This window comes from Martinezella sp. CNPSo 3957, assembly GCF_057784395.1.
Genome location: NZ_JBXSOU010000016.1, coordinates 37,343 through 54,318, shown reverse-complemented (window position 1 = coordinate 54,318; position 16,976 = coordinate 37,343). Strand labels below are relative to the sequence as shown.

General features: G+C 61.0%; 18 protein-coding genes. 7 read left to right on the top strand and 11 right to left on the bottom strand.

Translation table 11 applies throughout. From position 1 onward, the window contains the following. The first annotated feature begins 114 nt into the window (after positions 1 to 114). The 3 genes from AC13QE_RS27145 to AC13QE_RS27135 all read left to right on the top strand — a co-directional run bounded on the left by AC13QE_RS27145 (position 115) and on the right by AC13QE_RS27135 (position 1,989). Positions 115 to 780 carry a hypothetical protein gene (locus AC13QE_RS27145; protein WP_488486052.1) on the top strand — a complete coding sequence of 222 codons (666 nt, stop codon included), beginning with the start codon at positions 115 to 117 and terminating at the stop codon, positions 778 to 780. A gap of 141 nt (positions 781 to 921) precedes the next feature. Next, the gene (gene hpt / locus AC13QE_RS27140) at positions 922 to 1,470 is read left to right on the top strand and encodes a hypoxanthine phosphoribosyltransferase (protein ID WP_132720689.1); all 549 of its coding nucleotides are present in this window, start codon (positions 922 to 924) and stop codon (positions 1,468 to 1,470) included. 159 nt (positions 1,471 to 1,629) lie between these two features. Next, positions 1,630 to 1,989, top strand: a complete 360-nt coding sequence (locus tag AC13QE_RS27135; RefSeq protein WP_106999186.1) for a response regulator — start codon at positions 1,630 to 1,632, stop codon at positions 1,987 to 1,989. Positions 1,990 to 2,062: 73 nt separating this feature from the next. On the opposite strand, the gene AC13QE_RS27130 is transcribed toward AC13QE_RS27135, so the two are convergent. The 4 genes from AC13QE_RS27130 to argH all read right to left on the bottom strand — a co-directional run bounded on the left by AC13QE_RS27130 (position 2,063) and on the right by argH (position 8,024). After that, positions 2,063 to 4,810 carry a TIGR02302 family protein gene (locus AC13QE_RS27130; protein ID WP_488486051.1) on the bottom strand — a complete coding sequence of 916 codons (2,748 nt, stop codon included), beginning with the start codon at positions 4,808 to 4,810 and terminating at the stop codon, positions 2,063 to 2,065. A gap of 234 nt (positions 4,811 to 5,044) precedes the next feature. Next, positions 5,045 to 6,316: a diaminopimelate decarboxylase gene (gene lysA, locus AC13QE_RS27125; protein WP_488486050.1), complete on the bottom strand. Its 1,272-nt coding sequence runs from the start codon at positions 6,314 to 6,316 to the stop codon at positions 5,045 to 5,047. A 13-nt stretch (positions 6,317 to 6,329) separates the two neighbouring features. After that, positions 6,330 to 6,524, bottom strand: coding sequence for an LPS translocon maturation chaperone LptM (gene lptM / locus AC13QE_RS27120; RefSeq protein WP_183874558.1), 195 nt, complete (start codon positions 6,522 to 6,524; stop codon positions 6,330 to 6,332). A 99-nt stretch (positions 6,525 to 6,623) separates the two neighbouring features. Beyond that, on the bottom strand, positions 6,624 to 8,024 hold the full coding sequence (gene argH / locus AC13QE_RS27115; protein ID WP_015341315.1) for an argininosuccinate lyase: 1,401 nt from the start codon (positions 8,022 to 8,024) through the stop codon (positions 6,624 to 6,626). A 23-nt stretch (positions 8,025 to 8,047) separates the two neighbouring features. Here argH and tlpA point away from each other — a divergent pair, with 23 nt between their 5' ends. Then, positions 8,048 to 8,713 carry a thiol:disulfide interchange protein TlpA gene (gene tlpA / locus AC13QE_RS27110; RefSeq protein WP_488486049.1) on the top strand — a complete coding sequence of 222 codons (666 nt, stop codon included), beginning with the start codon at positions 8,048 to 8,050 and terminating at the stop codon, positions 8,711 to 8,713. Positions 8,714 to 8,746: 33 nt separating this feature from the next. On the opposite strand, the gene AC13QE_RS27105 is transcribed toward tlpA, so the two are convergent. The 6 genes from AC13QE_RS27105 to AC13QE_RS27080 all read right to left on the bottom strand — a co-directional run bounded on the left by AC13QE_RS27105 (position 8,747) and on the right by AC13QE_RS27080 (position 13,541). Next, positions 8,747 to 9,625: a 3-hydroxybutyryl-CoA dehydrogenase gene (locus tag AC13QE_RS27105; protein ID WP_488486048.1), complete on the bottom strand. Its 879-nt coding sequence runs from the start codon at positions 9,623 to 9,625 to the stop codon at positions 8,747 to 8,749. 144 nt (positions 9,626 to 9,769) lie between these two features. Beyond that, positions 9,770 to 10,699: an electron transfer flavoprotein subunit alpha/FixB family protein gene (locus AC13QE_RS27100; RefSeq protein ID WP_488486047.1), complete on the bottom strand. Its 930-nt coding sequence runs from the start codon at positions 10,697 to 10,699 to the stop codon at positions 9,770 to 9,772. A gap of 26 nt (positions 10,700 to 10,725) precedes the next feature. After that, positions 10,726 to 11,475 carry an electron transfer flavoprotein subunit beta/FixA family protein gene (locus AC13QE_RS27095; RefSeq protein WP_488486046.1) on the bottom strand — a complete coding sequence of 250 codons (750 nt, stop codon included), beginning with the start codon at positions 11,473 to 11,475 and terminating at the stop codon, positions 10,726 to 10,728. Positions 11,476 to 11,670: 195 nt separating this feature from the next. Then, the gene (locus AC13QE_RS27090) at positions 11,671 to 12,249 is read right to left on the bottom strand and encodes a cob(I)yrinic acid a,c-diamide adenosyltransferase (protein ID WP_488486045.1); all 579 of its coding nucleotides are present in this window, start codon (positions 12,247 to 12,249) and stop codon (positions 11,671 to 11,673) included. A gap of 182 nt (positions 12,250 to 12,431) precedes the next feature. Beyond that, positions 12,432 to 12,635 (bottom strand): twin transmembrane helix small protein, encoded by a 204-nt coding sequence (locus AC13QE_RS27085; RefSeq protein ID WP_015341309.1) that lies wholly within the window; start codon positions 12,633 to 12,635, stop codon positions 12,432 to 12,434. Positions 12,636 to 12,707: 72 nt separating this feature from the next. Further along, entirely contained in the window at positions 12,708 to 13,541 is an 834-nt protein-coding gene (locus AC13QE_RS27080) for an SDR family oxidoreductase (protein ID WP_488486044.1), read from the bottom strand. Between the two features lie 111 nt (positions 13,542 to 13,652). On the opposite strand from AC13QE_RS27080, the gene AC13QE_RS27075 reads away from it, so the two are divergent. Further along, entirely contained in the window at positions 13,653 to 14,615 is a 963-nt protein-coding gene (locus AC13QE_RS27075; RefSeq protein WP_112400559.1) for a YihY/virulence factor BrkB family protein, read from the top strand. On the opposite strand, the gene gluQRS is transcribed toward AC13QE_RS27075, so the two are convergent. Then, positions 14,580 to 15,461: a tRNA glutamyl-Q(34) synthetase GluQRS gene (gene gluQRS, locus AC13QE_RS27070; RefSeq protein WP_488486043.1), complete on the bottom strand. Its 882-nt coding sequence runs from the start codon at positions 15,459 to 15,461 to the stop codon at positions 14,580 to 14,582. The two genes, AC13QE_RS27075 and gluQRS, sit on opposite strands and share 36 nt — an antisense overlap. Before the next feature lie 43 nt (positions 15,462 to 15,504). Between gluQRS and AC13QE_RS27065 the strand changes: the two genes are divergently transcribed. Both AC13QE_RS27065 and AC13QE_RS27060 read left to right on the top strand, forming a co-directional pair. Continuing rightward, complete coding sequence (locus tag AC13QE_RS27065; RefSeq protein ID WP_488486042.1) at positions 15,505 to 16,149, top strand: DNA-3-methyladenine glycosylase family protein; 645 nt, start codon at positions 15,505 to 15,507, stop codon at positions 16,147 to 16,149. Positions 16,150 to 16,260: 111 nt separating this feature from the next. Then, a complete protein-coding gene (locus tag AC13QE_RS27060) occupies positions 16,261 to 16,818 on the top strand; it encodes an HNH endonuclease (RefSeq protein ID WP_015341304.1) in 558 nt (185 codons plus the stop codon). Positions 16,819 to 16,976: the final 158 nt, after the last annotated feature.

Below are 16,976 nucleotides of genomic sequence, written 5' to 3'. Positions count from 1 at the left end.
GCGATCTTTGCGAAGCATTAACCAATAAAATTTACGACTGGGCAGGATTCGTTTCAATGCCCAGATTGGCAATGGGCGTCGAAACCATGTGGATCACCGCAACGGGAGGCCATCATGGGCGCTTTTCGCCACCGTCAACAGCAGGCGGGGCTGGTTTATGACCTCATTCCGCCCGAACGAGGAGCGGGGTCGGGCCAGGCGCATTACGTCATGCCGAAGCCCGATATCGTCGATGCCGAATTCGTGACCGTTGCCGCTGCACGCGGACGGACTGTGTCCGGCGTTAACATGCGCTATGGCGGGCATACCAGACCAAAACCGCAACCCGTGACGCGCAAGACCACCTTCTCACGCATCCTGTCCGTCTTGCGCGGTGTCGAGGAGGTTCTGCAGCAGGCATCGCGGCGCAGCTTCGTCGCGCTCATCGTTTGCCTCGCAATCTTGATTTTCGGTCTTTCCGGCGGTTTTTCCGGTCTCTCCAACGCGCCCGCCAAGGCGACGTCCGATCCGCTGCAGTTCTCGCATGTGACACTGACGCCACGGGATGAGAGCGGGCTGCCCGTCTTGAGATTGAACGGCGTCATCGAGAATGTCAGCGGTGCCACGCTTTCGGTTCCGCAGGTGCGCGCCGATCTTTTTGCAGGCGGCCAGCTGGTCAGGAGCATCGTTGTGGATACGCCCGTCGATCGCCTCGGGCCGCATGAAAGCCGCGGATTTTCGACGCGATTGCAGCATCCCGGTGGAAAAACGCCGGATGTCCGGCTTTCCTTCATGCCGTAGGGGGTGTGTCGGGCTTGCCGATTGTGCTAGGGGCTACTGCTTTAGAGTGCTACAGCGACCTTTGCGCGTCCTATGTGACACGCGGCGCTGTAGAGCTTGATCGGCGGCCAGGGGCCGCTTAGCCATGGAGCATGCCAATCAATGCCTGTCGTACGCGGGAAGAATATCGAGCCGCTTTTCACTGCCGAGCAGATTGCCGAGCGCAATCATGCCTTGGCGAAGGAAATCGCCAAGGGGCCGACGAAGGACCTCCTCGTCATAGCCATCCTCAAGGGCTCATTTATCTTCGCAGCCGATTTGCTCCGTGCTCTGCATGAGACCGGGCTTGCCCCGGAGGTCGAGTTCATCACGCTTTCGAGCTACGGCGCCGGCACGACGTCGCAGGGCGTGCGCATCGTCAAGGACATCGATAGCGACGTCAAGGATCGGGACGTGCTGCTTATCGACGACATTCTGGAATCGGGCCGCACGCTGCGTTTCGCCAAGGAGCTGCTCTATGAGCGCGGCGCCCGTAATGTCACGCTGGCCGTCCTGCTCGATAAGAGCGTCAAGCGCCAGGAAGAGCTGGAGGCCGATTATGTCGGCTTCGAATGCCCCGATTATTTCGTTGTCGGCTACGGCATGGATGTCGCCTACGCCTTCCGCGAATTGCCCTTCGTCGGTGTCGTCACGGGCGACGCCGAGGCCTGATCTTGAGTTAATGCAGGCGGCATGTCCGCCTGTGCCATTCTGCTCCAGCGATGACGAACCGTTAACCACGGAGCTTGATCGCCTGTCCGCTGTTTACCTATCGCAAACGGAATTCTGGTGATTTCGGTCGCGGAACATGACGGACCAGGAGCACGGACCATGGCAAAAATTCTGATCACGGAAGACGAGGACTCGCTGCGCAGCTTCGTCGCCCGCGCGCTGCGCTTGGACGGCCACGAGACCGAAGAGGCGGCAGACGGCGCGGAAGGCTTGGAAAAGCTGAAAGAGGGCGGCTATGATCTGCTTCTCTCCGATATCCGCATGCCGGTGATGGACGGCATTGAGCTCGCGCATCAGGCACATTCGACGTGCCCGGGGATGAAAATCCTGCTGATGACCGGCTATGCGGAGCAGCGCGAGCGCGCTGACGATCTTATGGAAAAGATCGTCGACGTCGTTGCCAAGCCATTTGCGCTGCCAGACATCCGAAAGGCTGTCGCGCGGGCTTTGGCTGCCTGACGTTGATTTCTGGTCAGCACGGGCGTCCTCGTGCTGGCTCCATTCTCGTGATGGACGGTAGCCCGAAGCTGCCTCACTGACCCAAATTCAGCAGACGTTCCAGATAGCGCCGTTCTTCGCTGAGCGTGGGATTGTTGCTCAGCCGCTCGCGAATGGCGTCGAGAATTTGGCGGGCGCGCTCTGCGTTGATGATATCAGGCACCATGTTGTCGTTAGGGTTGTCCGAGAAACCACCCTCGTTGCGCGACCGGCCGAGCGGATCGCGGCCGTTTTGACCGCCTTGTCCCATCTGCCCCGGCATCTGTCCCTGACCCTGCCCCTGGCCTTGTCCCTGCTGCATCTGGGCCATAAGCTGGTTCATCATTTCGCGCGTGCCCTTGCGCAGGGCGTCCAGCGCGCGTCCCTGGCCCTGCACCGCGCCTTCACCGTTGCCCTCGGCAAGCTGACCGGACGCGCCCTTCATTTCCTGCTGTGCCTTGCCGTAATTCTGATTCGGCTTCATGCCCAGTGAGCCAAGGTTTTTCTGGAGTTCGCCAAGCTGTTTGCCGAGATCCTCCTGCTGCTGGCGCAGTTGCTTCAGCGCGTCGCGGAGCTGATCGGCCGTCATGCCATCGGTGGGATCCTTGCCCTTGTCGCTCTGCTGGTTCTGGCCTTGCTGCTGATCCTGCTGGCCTTGGCTGCGCTGGCCCATATCCGGGCGCATCGGGTCGTTGAGGCCGGGCATGGGCTGATCCATCAAGCCGTCGCCATCCTCATTGGAATCGCCGCGCTGCATGCGGTCACGCATGGCCTGATCGAGCTTGAAGGTCTGATCCATCAGCTTCTGCTGATCGCGCATGATGCGGCCGAGCTTGTCCATCTGCTCGCGCATCTTGTCGTTGGCCTGGTTCTGCTGCTGCCCCTGCTGCGGTTTGCCGGCCTGCAGGCTGTTCATCAGCTGCTGCAGTTCGGAAAGCATCTGCTGTGCGGCCTGGCGATTGCCAGAGCGGGCGAGATTCTCGATCTGATCCATCATGCGCTGCAGATCCTGCTGGCGCAGGATATTGGCGGAACGCTGGTTTGGCTGGGCCGGCATGTTGCGCATGCGCTCGGCCAGCTCCTTCATATAGGCGTCCATCGCCTTGCGCAGCTCGTCAGTCAGCTTCTTGATCTCGGCGTCGGGGGCGTTGCGCTGAAGCGCATCGGAGAGCTTCTGCTGGGCGTCGCGCAGGGCCTTTTCCGCGTCCGTCAGCTGCGCATCTTCCATGCCGAGCGCGATCTGCCAGAGATAATCGGCCGTATCCTTCAGCGAGGTCTCGTTGCTCGCGAGCTTCATGCGCGTGAGCGCCGACTTGAGCGCTAGATAGTTGCCAAGATCGGGGATTGTTTCTTCGGGCCGTATGGTCAGAGACTTGTTGAGTTCGATCGCTTCCGGCATCTTGCGCGTATCGAGCGCGAAGACCTGACGTTCTTCGGCCACGGCGGCAGCGAGCGGCTGGCTGAAATTGCGGGACGGCAATACCATCTCGTAAGGTGAGCTGCGTCCCGTCTGGCCGGCACCGTCCTTGGCGACGAGGGTGATGCGCACGCGCTTACCGGCCAGCGGATCCTGAGTCAGATCATGGCTTGCCAGACCCTTGCCATTGCGGCGGTCGCGACGCGGCATTTCGAGCTTGAATTCCGGCAAGCCATAAAGCGGCGTCGCGGCAGGATCGGATTCCACGGGCACGATCTCGGCACGGGCTTCCTCGACGCCGTAATCATCCCTAACCTTGAAGCCGAGTTCCAGCGCACCGCTGGCCGTCGCATGCGGAACGCCGTCGAAGGTGATCTCCGGCGGCTTATCGACGACCACATTGAAGGACCAGGACTTGCCGTTGACGGTGAGTTCGCCACCCTTTTCAAGCTTCAGGACGTGCGTGCGGGCGACCATCCCGTCCGCGGCCGGGATATTGCCGGTGCCGTTTGCTGCAGGCGGCACGGCGGGAGGCGTTGCAGGTCTCGCGCCCGCCGGACCCTGCTTGTCGGCATCAGCGGCCTGCTCGGGAATTTCGGCGCCTTTTTCCGCGCCAGTCGCCTGGAACAGCACTTTCTCATCCGTCGCAGCACCCGAAACACGCACGGTGAGTTCGGAGAATTGCGGCACGCTCAGGCTATTGCCGGCATTATCGACATTGCTGGTCAGATAGACTGGAGGCTCGCCGGTGTAATAGGGCGGGGTGACCCAGGCATCGACGCGGACATCCGGATTGCTCGAGGTGGAGGTCGATGCCGTGAAGGCATCACTGAGCGAGCCGCCGCTGTTGGACATGGAGAAGCTGAAGGCCGTTACCAGCAGCAATGCAGGGACTGCGCGCAATGCAAAGCGGTCGTAACGTGTGATATCCGGCCTGGGCAGGCCGGCATCCAGGGCGGCGATGCGTTCGGCCATACGCGTCTGGTGCTCGCGCCAGAGCGCGCGGGCAAAGGGGGTGTCGAGCGCCGGCTCTTCTTCCTGCACCGTAACGGGCTGGTGGGCGAGGCCGTTGCGCTCTTCCAGCAGTCGGTCCGCCGCTGTGGTGTTCGGCCAGTGCAGGCGGCGCAGCGGATAGAGGGAGATGGCGAAGCCGACCGCGAAGACGGCAAGCAGCAGAAAGCGCAGAGTATCCGGCGCCATGCGAAAAATGCCGAACCAGGCGACGGAGAGGAAAAGGGCCAGAATGGATGCCGGCAACAGCAGCCGTGGCAGAAGCTGTTCGCTGACCAGAACCAGCCGAGCAAAGAGACGCTTGACCGCAACCATGCGCGCCAGCGCCGGATGGGTGGCGAAAGCGCCCTTCTTAGGGTTGCTGGGGCTGGTCATCGGTCCGGTCTTCTCCCGATCTGACGTTGGCTAGTAGCCCGTTTGGGTGGCGCGGCGTCCCACACGCTCGCGCACGCGGTGCCCGGCGAGACACCATTCAATCAAAGATAACATTCTTTGTGGCGAAGACGAGGGCAACGGGCATGAAAGGCTGTTTTTTCACCGGACTTCGCCGAAACGTGATCGGGCAGGACGGCTATTCCACTGCCCCCCGAAATCATGGATTGAGGCCGATTATCCCTCAAGCCAGGCCGGGATCGAATCCAGGCCGATCAGCTCTTCGTAGGTCGCGCGCGGGCGGATGACGTGGAATTCGTTGCCCTTGACCAGCACTTCGGGAACCAGAAGCCGGCTGTTGTAGGTGCCGGCCTGCACGGCACCATAGGCACCGGCCGAGCCGACCGCGAGGAGATCGCCGGGTTTCGGCAGCGCCATCTCGCGGTCGAGCGCCAGATAATCGCCGGTTTCGCAGACCGGGCCGACGACATCGGCCTTGATGCGCGGCGTGCTCACATCGCCGACAGCAACCGGCCTGATCTCGTGATAGGCTTCGTAGAGCGTCGGACGAATGAGGTCGTTCATGGCGCCGTCGACGATGACGAAGCTCTTGTCGCCGCCATCCTTCACATAGATGACTTCGGTCACCAGAATGCCGGCATTGCCGACGATCAGGCGGCCGGGCTCGGTGACGATCCGGCAGTTGAGGCCACGCAGCTGGTTCTTGACGATCTCGGCATAGGCATCCGGCAGCGGCGGCGGATTGTTGTCGTCGCGATAGGGAATGCCGAGGCCGCCGCCGATATCGACATGATGGATATCGTGACCATCGCCGCGCAGCGTTTCCACGAGGTCGCGCAGCAGCTTGAAAGCGTCGTCGAAGGGCTGCAGCTCGATGATCTGGCTGCCAATGTGCATATCGATGCCGGTGACCTTGATCCCAGGCAGGCTGGCGGCGCGTTCATAGACAGCGCGAGCGCGCTGCCATGAAATGCCGAACTTGTTTTCCTTCTTGCCCGTCGAGATTTTCGCATGCGTGCGCGCATCGACATCCGGGTTGATGCGGAAGGAGACGGGCGCCACCTTGCCGGCGCGGACGGCGCGCTGGTTCAGCACTTCCAGCTCCGGTTCGGATTCGACGTTGAAGCAGTAGATGCCGGCTTCGAGCGCCGCGTCCATTTCCTGCGCCGTCTTGCCGACGCCGGAGAACATGATGCGGCTTGCGGGAATGCCTGCGGCCAGTGCTCGACGCAGCTCACCGACAGAGACGACATCGACGCCGGCGCCGAGATGGCCGAGCGTCTTCAGCACCGCCTGGTTGGAATTGGCCTTCATGGCATAGCAGACCATGGCATCGACATCGCCGAAAGCTTCCGCGAAGACGCGGTAGTGGCGTTCCAACGTAGCCGTCGAATAGACGTAGAAGGGGGTACCGACCGCCTTGGCGATCTCCGAAACCGGTACATCCTCGGCGTAGAGGATGCCGTCGCGATACTCAAAGTGGTTCACGGTCGTTGCCTAATTAGAGAAGCGGGTCGAGGAAGAACTTCTTGTCCTCCGTGCCCGGCTCCTTCGTCGGCTTGGAGACGTCGCCGCCCTTGGTCGCGTGCGCACTCGGCGGATCGAGAGGGCCTTTGCGGCCACATCCGACAACGGCTAGGCCGATGACCGAAAGCACGACGGTCAGGCGGATGATGTGCGGCATGTTGATCTGCATCGAAATCCTCTTGGGCGGCAAACGCGAAAGCAGTCCTTCATAGCGAAGTTTCCGAGCCTTGTGCACCCTGATTGTTGGTTATGACTTTCGGCGATTTTCTCAGTTGCGAGCACGCCAGAAGGCGATCTGCTTGCGCACTTCCGAAGGCGCCGTGCCGCCGAAGCTCTTGCGGCTGGCGACCGAGGCCTCGACCGTCAAGACATCGAAGATCTTGTCGGTGATATCCGGGTGGATCGCCTGCAGGTCTGCAAGCGAGAGTTCTGCCAGCTCGCAGGATTTGCTTTCGGCAAGCGCCACGGCGCGGCCCGTCACATGGTGGGCATCGCGGAACGGCAGGCCGGCTTCGCGCACCAGCCAATCGGCGAGATCGGTGGCGGTGGAATAGCCGGATCCGGCGGCGGCCTTCATGCGGGCGGTGTTGATCGTCATGTCGCGCATCATGCCGGTCATGGCGGCAATGGCGAGTTCCAGGCTTTCGGCAGCGTCGAAGACCTGTTCCTTGTCTTCCTGCATGTCCTTGGAATAGGCGAGGGGCAGGCCCTTCATGATCGTCAGCAGCGCCACCAGCGAGCCGTTGATGCGGCCGGTCTTGGCGCGCACGAGTTCGGCGGCATCCGGGTTCTTCTTCTGCGGCATGATGGAGGAACCGGTGGAGAAGGCATCGGAGAGGCGCACGAAGCCGAATTGCGGCGTGGACCAGATGACGATCTCTTCGGCAAGGCGCGATAGATGCATGCCGGCGATCGCTGCAATCGAAAGGAATTCCAGGGCAAAATCGCGGTCGGAGACCGTATCGATCGAGTTGCGGGTCGGCTCGCGGAAGCCGAGCGCCTTGGCTGTCATGTGGCGATCGATCGGAAAGCCGGTGCCGGCAAGGGCTGCGGCGCCGATCGGCGATTCGTCCATGTGCTCGATGGCGTGACGCACGCGCGAGCGGTCGCGGCCGAACATCTCGACATAGGCCATGCAGTGATGGCCGAAGGTGACGGGCTGTGCCGTTTGCAGATGCGTAAAGCCAGGCATGACGCTGTCAGCATGTTCCTCGGCACGGTCGAGGAAGGCAGAGATGAGCTCGGTCAGCGCCTGCTCGCACTTCTGCAGCTCTTCCTTCACCCAGAGGCGGAAATCGAGCGCCACCTGGTCGTTGCGCGAGCGGGCGGTGTGCAGACGGCCGGCAGCCGGGCCGATCAAGGTCGCAAGCCGCGCCTCGACGTTCATGTGGATGTCTTCGAGGCGGCGTGAGAATTCGAAATTGCCGCTTTCGATCTCTGACAGGATCGTGTTCAACCCGTGAACGATCTTGTCTTTATCCTCGGTTGAAATGATGCCTTGATTGGCGAGCATGCTCGCATGCGCGATTGAGCCGCGGATGTCCTGGGCAAACAGCTTCTTGTCGAAATCGATCGAGGCATTTATCTCCTCCATGATTGCCGCGGGGCCGGAAGCGAAACGCCCGCCCCACATCTGGTTGGAGGATTTGGTGTCCGTGCCGTCAGTCATGAGATGCCCACCTGGAGAATGTAATGACAGCAAAGAAGCCGTTCGGTCTGCCGTCCATGAAACTTGTTATGCTTGCCGCCGTCGCCGGGGTTATTGCCGGTGCGGCAGCGGTATACGTGAAGGAGGCGGGGTATGGCAATGGCATTGGTGAAACGGCCTCGGCCGATCAATGCGGGACTGCCAGGGATCGTGCCGCTGCCCTGACGCCTTTCACCAAGGGGCAGGTCGCCGCCATGAGCGTGCCGCCGGCGCCGATCTCGCTCCAGGGTGTTTCCTTCAAGGGGGCTGACGGGCAGTCGCTGTCGATCAGCAATTTCGCCGGCAAGACCGTGCTCTTGAACGTCTGGGCGACATGGTGCGTGCCGTGCCGCGAGGAAATGCCGGCACTGAACGCGCTTGAGAAGAGCGCCGGCAGCGACAAGTTCGAAGTGGTTGCCGTCAATATCGATACCGGCGACGATGAAAAGACCAAGGCCTTTCGTGCGGAATATGCGATCGACAAGCTCGGCTACTACCGCGACAACACCATGGGCGTGTTCAATGCGCTGAAGAAACAAGGCCTGGCCTTTGGCCTGCCGGTGACGCTGCTCATCGACGACAAGGGCTGCCTGCTGTCAGCGATGAACGGTCCGGCGGCTTGGGACAGCGAGGATGCGAAGAACCTGGTGAAGGCGGCTGCGGGGATTTGATTTTCCTCCTTCTCCCCTCGGGGAGAAGGTGCTTTATCGAGTCGGAATTGGCGTTTCGCCGCGGTAGTCATAGAAGCCGCGGCCCGATTTGCGGCCGAGCCAGCCGGCTTCGACATATTTCACCAGTAGCGGGCAGGGGCGATACTTGGAGTCGGCGAGCCCATCATGCAGCACCTGCATGATCGAAAGGCAGGTGTCGAGGCCGATGAAATCGGCAAGCTGCAGCGGGCCCATCGGATGGTTGGCGCCCAGCCGCATGGCGGTATCGATGGCATCGACGGTGCCGACGCCTTCATAGAGCGTATAGATCGCCTCGTTGATCATCGGCAGCAGGATGCGATTGACGATGAAGGCGGGGAAATCCTCGGCGACGGTGATCGTCTTTTCCAGCGAAGAAACATAGTCCTTGGCGGTGGAGAAGGTCGATTCGTCTGTGGCGATACCGCGCACCAGTTCCACCAGCTTCATGACCGGAACCGGATTCATGAAGTGGATGCCCATGAAGCGCTCGGGACGGTCGGTGGCGGAGGCAAGGCGGGTGATCGACAGCGACGAGGTATTCGTTGCGAGCAGCGCTTCGGGCTTCAGCACCGGACACACCTGCGCATAGATCTTGCGCTTGACGCTTTCGTCTTCCGTCGCAGCCTCAATGGCGAGATCGACCTGGGCGAGATCGTTGAGATCGGCGGAGCCGGTGATGCGGGCAAGGGCTGCCTTGCGTTCCTCGTCGGTCGTCTTGCCGGATGCGACCTGGCGGGCGAGGTTGCCGTTGATGGTGGCTAGCCCGCTTTCGATGCGGTCCTGCGCGAGATCATAGATATGAACCTTGTAGCCGGCCATGGCGGACACATGGGCAATGCCGCAGCCCATCTGGCCCGCGCCGATAATACCGATCGTCTTCAGCGAACTCATTGCCAACTCCCCGGCGCGCTCCTGGCGATGCGCTATGCTTTTAACTCAAATTTGCCGGGCCATTTCTAGCCCGGCAAAGATTGATAGACCTATAAGAGACGATTTTCCAGTCTCTCGCAACTGCGAGAAGGCCGGTGGGTGCGATCAAAGCGCCTTCTGGAGTTCCGGCAGTGCCTCGAAGAGGTCGGCGACGAGGCCGTAGTCGGCGATCTGGAAGATCGGGGCTTCCTCGTCCTTGTTGATGGCGACGATGACCTTCGAATCCTTCATGCCGGCCAGATGCTGAATGGCACCGGAAATGCCGCAGGCGATATAGAGCTGCGGTGCGACCACCTTGCCGGTCTGTCCGACCTGCCAGTCGTTCGGCGCATAGCCGGCATCGACGGCAGCGCGGGAGGCGCCGACGGCAGCACCGAGCTTGTCGGCAACCGGCAGGATGACTTCGCGGAACTTCTCGGCAGAGCCGAGTGCACGGCCGCCCGAGATGATGATCTTGGCGGAGGTTAGCTCCGGACGATCCGAGCTCGACAGCGCATCGCCGACGAAGGTGGAAAGGCCGGGATTGGCTGCGGCTGACACCGTCTCGATCGCCGCCGAGCCTCCTTCGGCAGCAGACGCGAACGAAGCCGTTCGCACGGTGATCACCTTCTTGGCGTCGGTCGACTGCACCGTCTGGATGGCATTGCCGGCATAGATTGGGCGCTTGAAGGTGTCTGCGGAGACCACTTCGATGATTTCGGAGACCTGGGCGACATCGAGCAGGGCGGCAACGCGCGGCAGCACGTTCTTGCCGACCGAGGTCGCAGCGCCGATGATCACGTCGTAGGAGCCGGAAAGCGATACGATGAGGGCTGCCAGCGGTTCTGCGAGATTGTTGGCGAGGCTTGCATCCTCGGCAACCAGCACCTTGGAGACGCCGGCCAGTTTGGCGGCCTGTTCGGCCGCAGCCTTGGCGCCGGCGCCGGCGACCAGCACATGAATGTCGCCGCCGATCTTTGCGGCCGCCGTCAGCGCCTTGGCGGTCTGGTCGGAGAGGTGGGCATTGTCGTGATCAGCCAGAAGAAGAATGGCCATATGTCTAACTCCTCGTTCGGACTGGGTTAAAGCACGCCGGCTTCGGTCTTGAGCTTTTCGACCAGCTCGGCAACCGAGCCGACCTTGACGCCTGCCTTACGACCGCCGGGCTCTTCCGTCTTCAGCACCTTCAGGCGCGGCTCGGTCGAGACGCCGAAATCGGCAGGCGATTTCTTGTCGAGCGGCTTCTTCTTGGCCTTCATGATGTTCGGCAGCGAGGCATAGCGCGGTTCGTTCAGACGCAGGTCTGATGTGACGACCGCCGGCAGCTTGACCTCGATCGTCTGCAGGCCGCCATCGACTTCGCGGGTGACCTGGGCTTTGCCATCGCCGATCTCGATCTTCGAGGCGAAGGTGGCCTGGGCGGCGCCCAACAAGGCTGCCAGCATCTGGCCGGTCTGGTTCGAGTCGTCATCGATCGCCTGCTTGCCGACGATGATGAGGCCCGGCTGTTCGGCCTCGGCCACGCCTTTCAGGATCTTGGCGACGGCGAGCGGCTCCACCGCATCGTCGGTCTCGACCAGGATGGCGCGATCCGCGCCCATGGCGAGCGCCGTGCGCAGCGTTTCTTCAGCCTTGGCAGGTCCGATCGATACGACCACCACTTCCTCGGCCTTGCCGGCTTCCTTCAGGCGCAGCGCCTCCTCGACCGAGATCTCGTCGAACGGGTTCATCGACATCTTCACGTTCGAAAGCTCAACGCCGGAACCATCCGGCTTCACGCGAATCTTGACGTTGTAGTCAACAACCCGCTTGACGGGGACGAGAATCTTCATGGAATCCTTCCTTCAACATGATCGCCCGAGAACATGCGCTGTTTAGCGCCATTCCATTTGTCGAATGGCGACATGGATACGCGTTTTTTTCCCAATTACAACGCTTCCAGGCCGCCGAGAGACGAATTGCTTGAAAGGCATAAATAACGTTTACGTTAACGTCAATATGTGTGCCCCGGCGATTGGCATGGGCCGCTATCGATTCTTGCCGGGAACCCAGAGCACATCGCCTCGGCCCTTATCGTTCGCGTAGCGCGCCGTAACGAAAAGCAAATCGGAGAGGCGGTTGACGTATTTCAGCGCCGCCGGGCTGACGCGTTCGCCTTGCTCACGTGACAGTGCCACCATCAGTCGCTCGGCACGTCTGGCAATGGTGCGGGCGAGGTGCAGATGCGCAGATGCGGCGTTTCCGGCCGGCAGAACGAAGGATTTCAGCGGCTCGAGATCGGCATTGAGCAAATCGATATCATGTTCCAGGCCTTCGACCTGATGGTCGGTGATGCGCAAGGGTTCATAGGGTAGGGGCTCGTCCGTTTCGGGCGTCGAAAGATCGGCGCCCAGATCGAAGAGATCGTTCTGGATGCGCATCAGCATCGCGTCGATCTCGGGCATGTCTGACATGTGCAGCCGGGCGACGCCGATGGCGGAATTGGTTTCGTCGACAGTGCCATAACTTTCGACGCGCAGATCGTGTTTGAGCCGCCTGGGACCTGCGGCAAGGCCCGTCGTGCCATCGTCGCCGGTCTTGGTATAGATCTTGTTGAGCTTGACCATCGTGTTCCTGTGGTTAGAGCCTTTCGCTTTTCTTGGGATCGCGAAATGCTCTAACCCTTTGTTTTACGCAATTCCGGACGGAAAACCGCTTCGCACTTTTCTCAGAATAGCTTTCGAGCATGATGCCGAAAAGTGTGAGCGGTTTCAGATTTTAGGTCGAACAGACCTAAAATCATCCGGCTCTAGGCCGGGCGGCCGCCGCCGGTCAGCCAGAGCGTCAGCATGATCAGGATCACCGCCACTGCCTGCAGCAGCACACGCAGCTGCATCAGCCGGTTCGAAAGGTTCGGGTTGTCGCCTTTCATCATGTTCAGCAGGCCGCGAATGAGAACGATCGCGACAAGTCCCATGACAATGATGGCGGCAACATAAGTAACGGTAGACATGGCTCCTCCATCCTTGTCTTCTTTTAAGCACTCTCAAGCGGAAAAGGCGCTTTGCCCTTTCGTGGGATTGCTCTAATCCAGCCGGCGCATCAGACGATAGAAAAGGTTAGCCGGCAATAGCCTTTTCAAAAGCACGCCCTGCTTGGCCGGTGTCGTTACCAAATAGTGCGGGCGCGGATTTCTAACGTTCAAAGCTGATTTTAGCACATCATAGACCGCTTCCGGGCCTAATTTATGTTTACTGATCGGGCCTGATCCATCAAGCCGCCTGAGCTGCCTGCGGTATTCCACCGCATGGGGCGAGCCTTCGAGGTCGATATGCTCGTTGATCTTGGCGAGTGCATTGGCGGTAAACTTCGTCGCGATTGGGCCGGGCTCGATGAGGCTTACATGGATGCCGCTATCCTGCAGTTCCATTCTGAGCGTGATCGTCAGCCCTTCCAGCGCAAATTTCGAGGCCGTGTAGGCGCCGCGGAAACGGTAGGGGATGAGTCCCAGAATGGAGGAGCAATTGACGATGCGGCCATGGCCCTGTTTGCGCATTAGCGGCAGGATCTGGCGCGTCAGCTCGTGCCAGCCGAAGAAGTTGGTTTCGAACTGTTCGCGCAGCACATCGGTCGTCAGGTCCTCGACGGCGCCCGGCTGCCCGTAGGCGCCATTGTTGAAGAGGGCATCGATGCGGTCGCCTGTGCGCTCGCGTAGTGTCGCCACCGTCGCGGAAATGGTCTCGGGCTTTGTGTAGTCAAGGAGTAGCGCTTCGATGCCGTCGGCTTCGAGCGAAGCGAGATCTTCCTGTTTACGCACGGTTGCAAATACGCGCCATCCGTCGGCCTTCAGTGCCCGCGCGCAATAAGCGCCGATGCCGGAGGAGCAACCAGTGACGAGTATCGTGCGTTGTTCCGTCATGGGAAGATGATTCCTGTACAAACCGAAACTCGTTTCCCATATTCAGGAACCCGATACAATCGACAACCGGCGGTATCGCCGGGATGAATGTCGACGCCGAGCGGAGATGGAATGCCGACAGCCCTGCGGACGATTTACAAGGTGATCTACGACGCAGTGTTCCATTTCGTCGAGGATGACGGGTTTGCCATGGCAAGCCATGTGGCACTGTCGACGCTGCTGGCGGTTTTTCCCTTCCTGATCTTTGGCACGGCGCTCGCGAGCTTTCTTGGTGCCAGCCAGTTTTCATCGACGGCTGTACACCTGATTTTCGATACCTGGCCGGAGGCGATCGCCAAGCCGCTCGCCGACCAGGTCGTGCAGGTGCTGACCATTCCGCGCGGCGGGCTTTTGACGATTTCCGTGCTTGCGGCGGCCTATTTCGCGTCGAATGGTGTCGAGGCGCTGCGCATATCGCTGAACCGCGCCTATCGCGTGCCTGAGACACGGCCGTGGTATTTCAACCGTCTCGCCAGCCTCGGCTATGTGCTCATTGCTGTGCTGATCTTCGCCATTCTCAGCATCCTGCTTGTCGCCGTGCCGCTCGCGCTGAATTACACCAGGCAGTGGCTGCCCAAGCTCGCCGATATCCTCGACATCGTCTTCAGCTGGCGGATCTACGGCACGATCTTTCTACTGCTGGCGGGCCTGATGATCCTGCATCTGTGGCTGGCGGCTGGGCGCAGGCGGGTGTTCGACGTGATCCCCGGCGTGATCCTGACGCTGGTCTTCTGGTCGATCGGCGCAGTGCTCTTTGCTTATTATCTCTCGACCTTCGCGAACTATACCGCCACCTATGCCGGTCTGGCGTCCGTGATGATCGTGCTGATTTTTCTCTATATGCTCGCCGTGATCTTCATCATGGGGGCGGAGGTCAATGCGGCGCTGATGAAATTCCGCGTGCGACGGCTGCTGTTCGGCAAGGTGGCGAGCCGCGCGGCCGCCGAGGTAGCTTCGGAAAAGATGCTCTCTGAACCACGGGCCGAACCAGGAGCAAAATCAGAGGCCGATGCGGCGGCGAAGCTCCGCCGGTGAGAGGCCCCGCCGGCGCCATTCGGCAATGCCGGTATCGCCCATGCTCTTGGAGAGTTTTTTGCCGTCCTCTCCGAGGACGAGGCAGTGATGATGATAGAGCGGCTCCGGCAGGCCGAGCAGCGTCTGCAGCAGGCGGTGGATCGACGTAGCATGGAAGAGATCGAGCCCACGCACCACATGGGTGATGCCTTGCACGGCATCGTCGACCACAACGGAAAGATGGTAGCTCGAAGGCGCATCGGAGCGCGATAGCACGACATCGCCCCAGGCGGCGGAATCGGCCGAAATAATACCCCTCTCGCCGTCGCCGCTCTCCCGCCAGTGCAATGGTTGGTCCGAAGCCGCCAATGCCCTCTCCATGTCGAGACGCCAGGCATGTTTCATGCCCGATGCCAGCAGGCGCTGCCGCTCGGCATCGCTGCGCTCGCGATCGTCGGGTGGATATAGCGGCGTGCCGTCCGGGTCGCGTGGCCAGGATTTGCCACCCGCCTCGAAAGCGGCGACGCGCGATTTGACCTCGCCGCGGGTCAGGAAGGCGGGATAAACGAGGCCGCGCTTGATAAGCGTCTGCAACGCCTGCTGATAGGCCGGAAAGTGCTCGGACTGCCGGCGCACCGGCTGCTGCCAGCTGAGGCCGAGCCAGAAGAGATCTCTATAGATGCCCTCTTCGAAATCGGGTGTGCAGCGCGCCTGATCTATGTCTTCGATGCGCAGCAGGAAATCGCCGCCGGTTTTCTGCGCCATGTCGTAATTGAGGATGGCCGACAGCGCATGGCCGAGATGCAGCGGGCCGTTCGGGCTCGGGGCAAAACGGAATTTCGGCTTTTGACGGGGAATCTCGATCATGCTTTCTTCTGCCACGAATTTTAACCGGGGACTACGAGACGTCATGCAGATCATTCGCGACGAGCGCGATATCGAACGGGGGCTTGCTGCCCTGCTGGAACTCGATCCGCGCCTGCGGCCCGTTGCCGCAGAGGCGGGCACCTTGCCGCTACGCCTGCGCGAGCCGGGCTTCGAAGGGCTTGCCCATATCATCGTGTCGCAGGTCGTCTCGCGCGCCAGCGCCGATGCGATCTGGGGGAAGATGATTGCCGGAATGGGGCAGGTGACCGCTGAGGGCTATGCCGGGCTGGAGCCGGAGGCATGGCGGAGCTTCGGCCTGTCGCGAATCAAGCACGACACATTGGCCCGCGTGGCGGATGCCGTTGCCGGCGGCAGCCTCGATCTCCATGCGCTCAGCGCCGAATCACATGAAAAGGCGCTTGCCGAACTGACCTCCATCAAGGGAATCGGCCCCTGGACGGCGGAAGTCTATCTGATGTTCTGCGGCGGTCACGCAGATGTGTTTCCGGCGGGCGATGTGGCGCTGCAGGCGGCCGTCGGGATGGCTTTCGGCCATGAAGTCAGGCCCTTGGCCAAGGCAATTGCCCGGGAAGCCGCGGTTTGGGCGCCCTGGCGCTCGGTCGCGGCCCGACTCTTCTGGGCCTATTATGCCGTGAAAACACGCCGGGACGCGCTGCCTATCGTTTAATCGGCCGTCTCCCTGAAATTGCCTTTATGCACTGAATTTATTGGACTTCACAATCCTGTAACAACCGGCCTAATATACAGGTGCAGATGCCGAATCGATCAGGAGGGTTCCTTGACGATTGCAGTTTCCCCGCAGTCCTTGCCGGCGCTCGTGCTGAACGCTGACTACAGACCGCTGAGTTACTATCCCTTGTCGCTCTGGTCCTGGCAGGACGCGATCAAGGCGGTTTTTCTTGACCGTGTGAACATCATCGCAGAATACGATCAGTGCGTGTCGTCACCGAGCTTCTCGATGCGGCTGCCGAGCGTCGTGTGTCTGAAGACATATGTGCAGCCGTCCCGCAATCCCGCCTTCACCCGCTTCAACGTCTTCCTGCGCGACAAGTTCGAATGCCAGTATTGCGGCTCCCATGACGACCTGACCTTCGACCACGTCATCCCGCGCGCCCATGGCGGCGAGACCACCTGGGAGAACGTCGTGGCCGCCTGTTCGCCGTGCAACCTGCGCAAAGGCAGCAAGCTGCCGAAGCAGGCCGGCATGTTTCCGGCGCAGAAACCATACCAGCCGACCGTGCAGGACCTGCACAATAACGGCCGCCTGTTCCCGCCGAACTATCTGCATGACAGCTGGCTCGACTATCTCTACTGGGATTCGGAACTGCAGCCGTAAGGGCGCGCTTCTTTGGGTCTGAGTTTGAGGTAAGTGCGGCACCCCCCTCTGTCCCTTTCGGGACATCTCCCCCACAAGGGGGGAGATCGGTAACCCGCTGCACTTCCTCACTCCAGGCGGGCGTCGAGTGAGCTGCTATTACCGTTTGTTGCTTTATG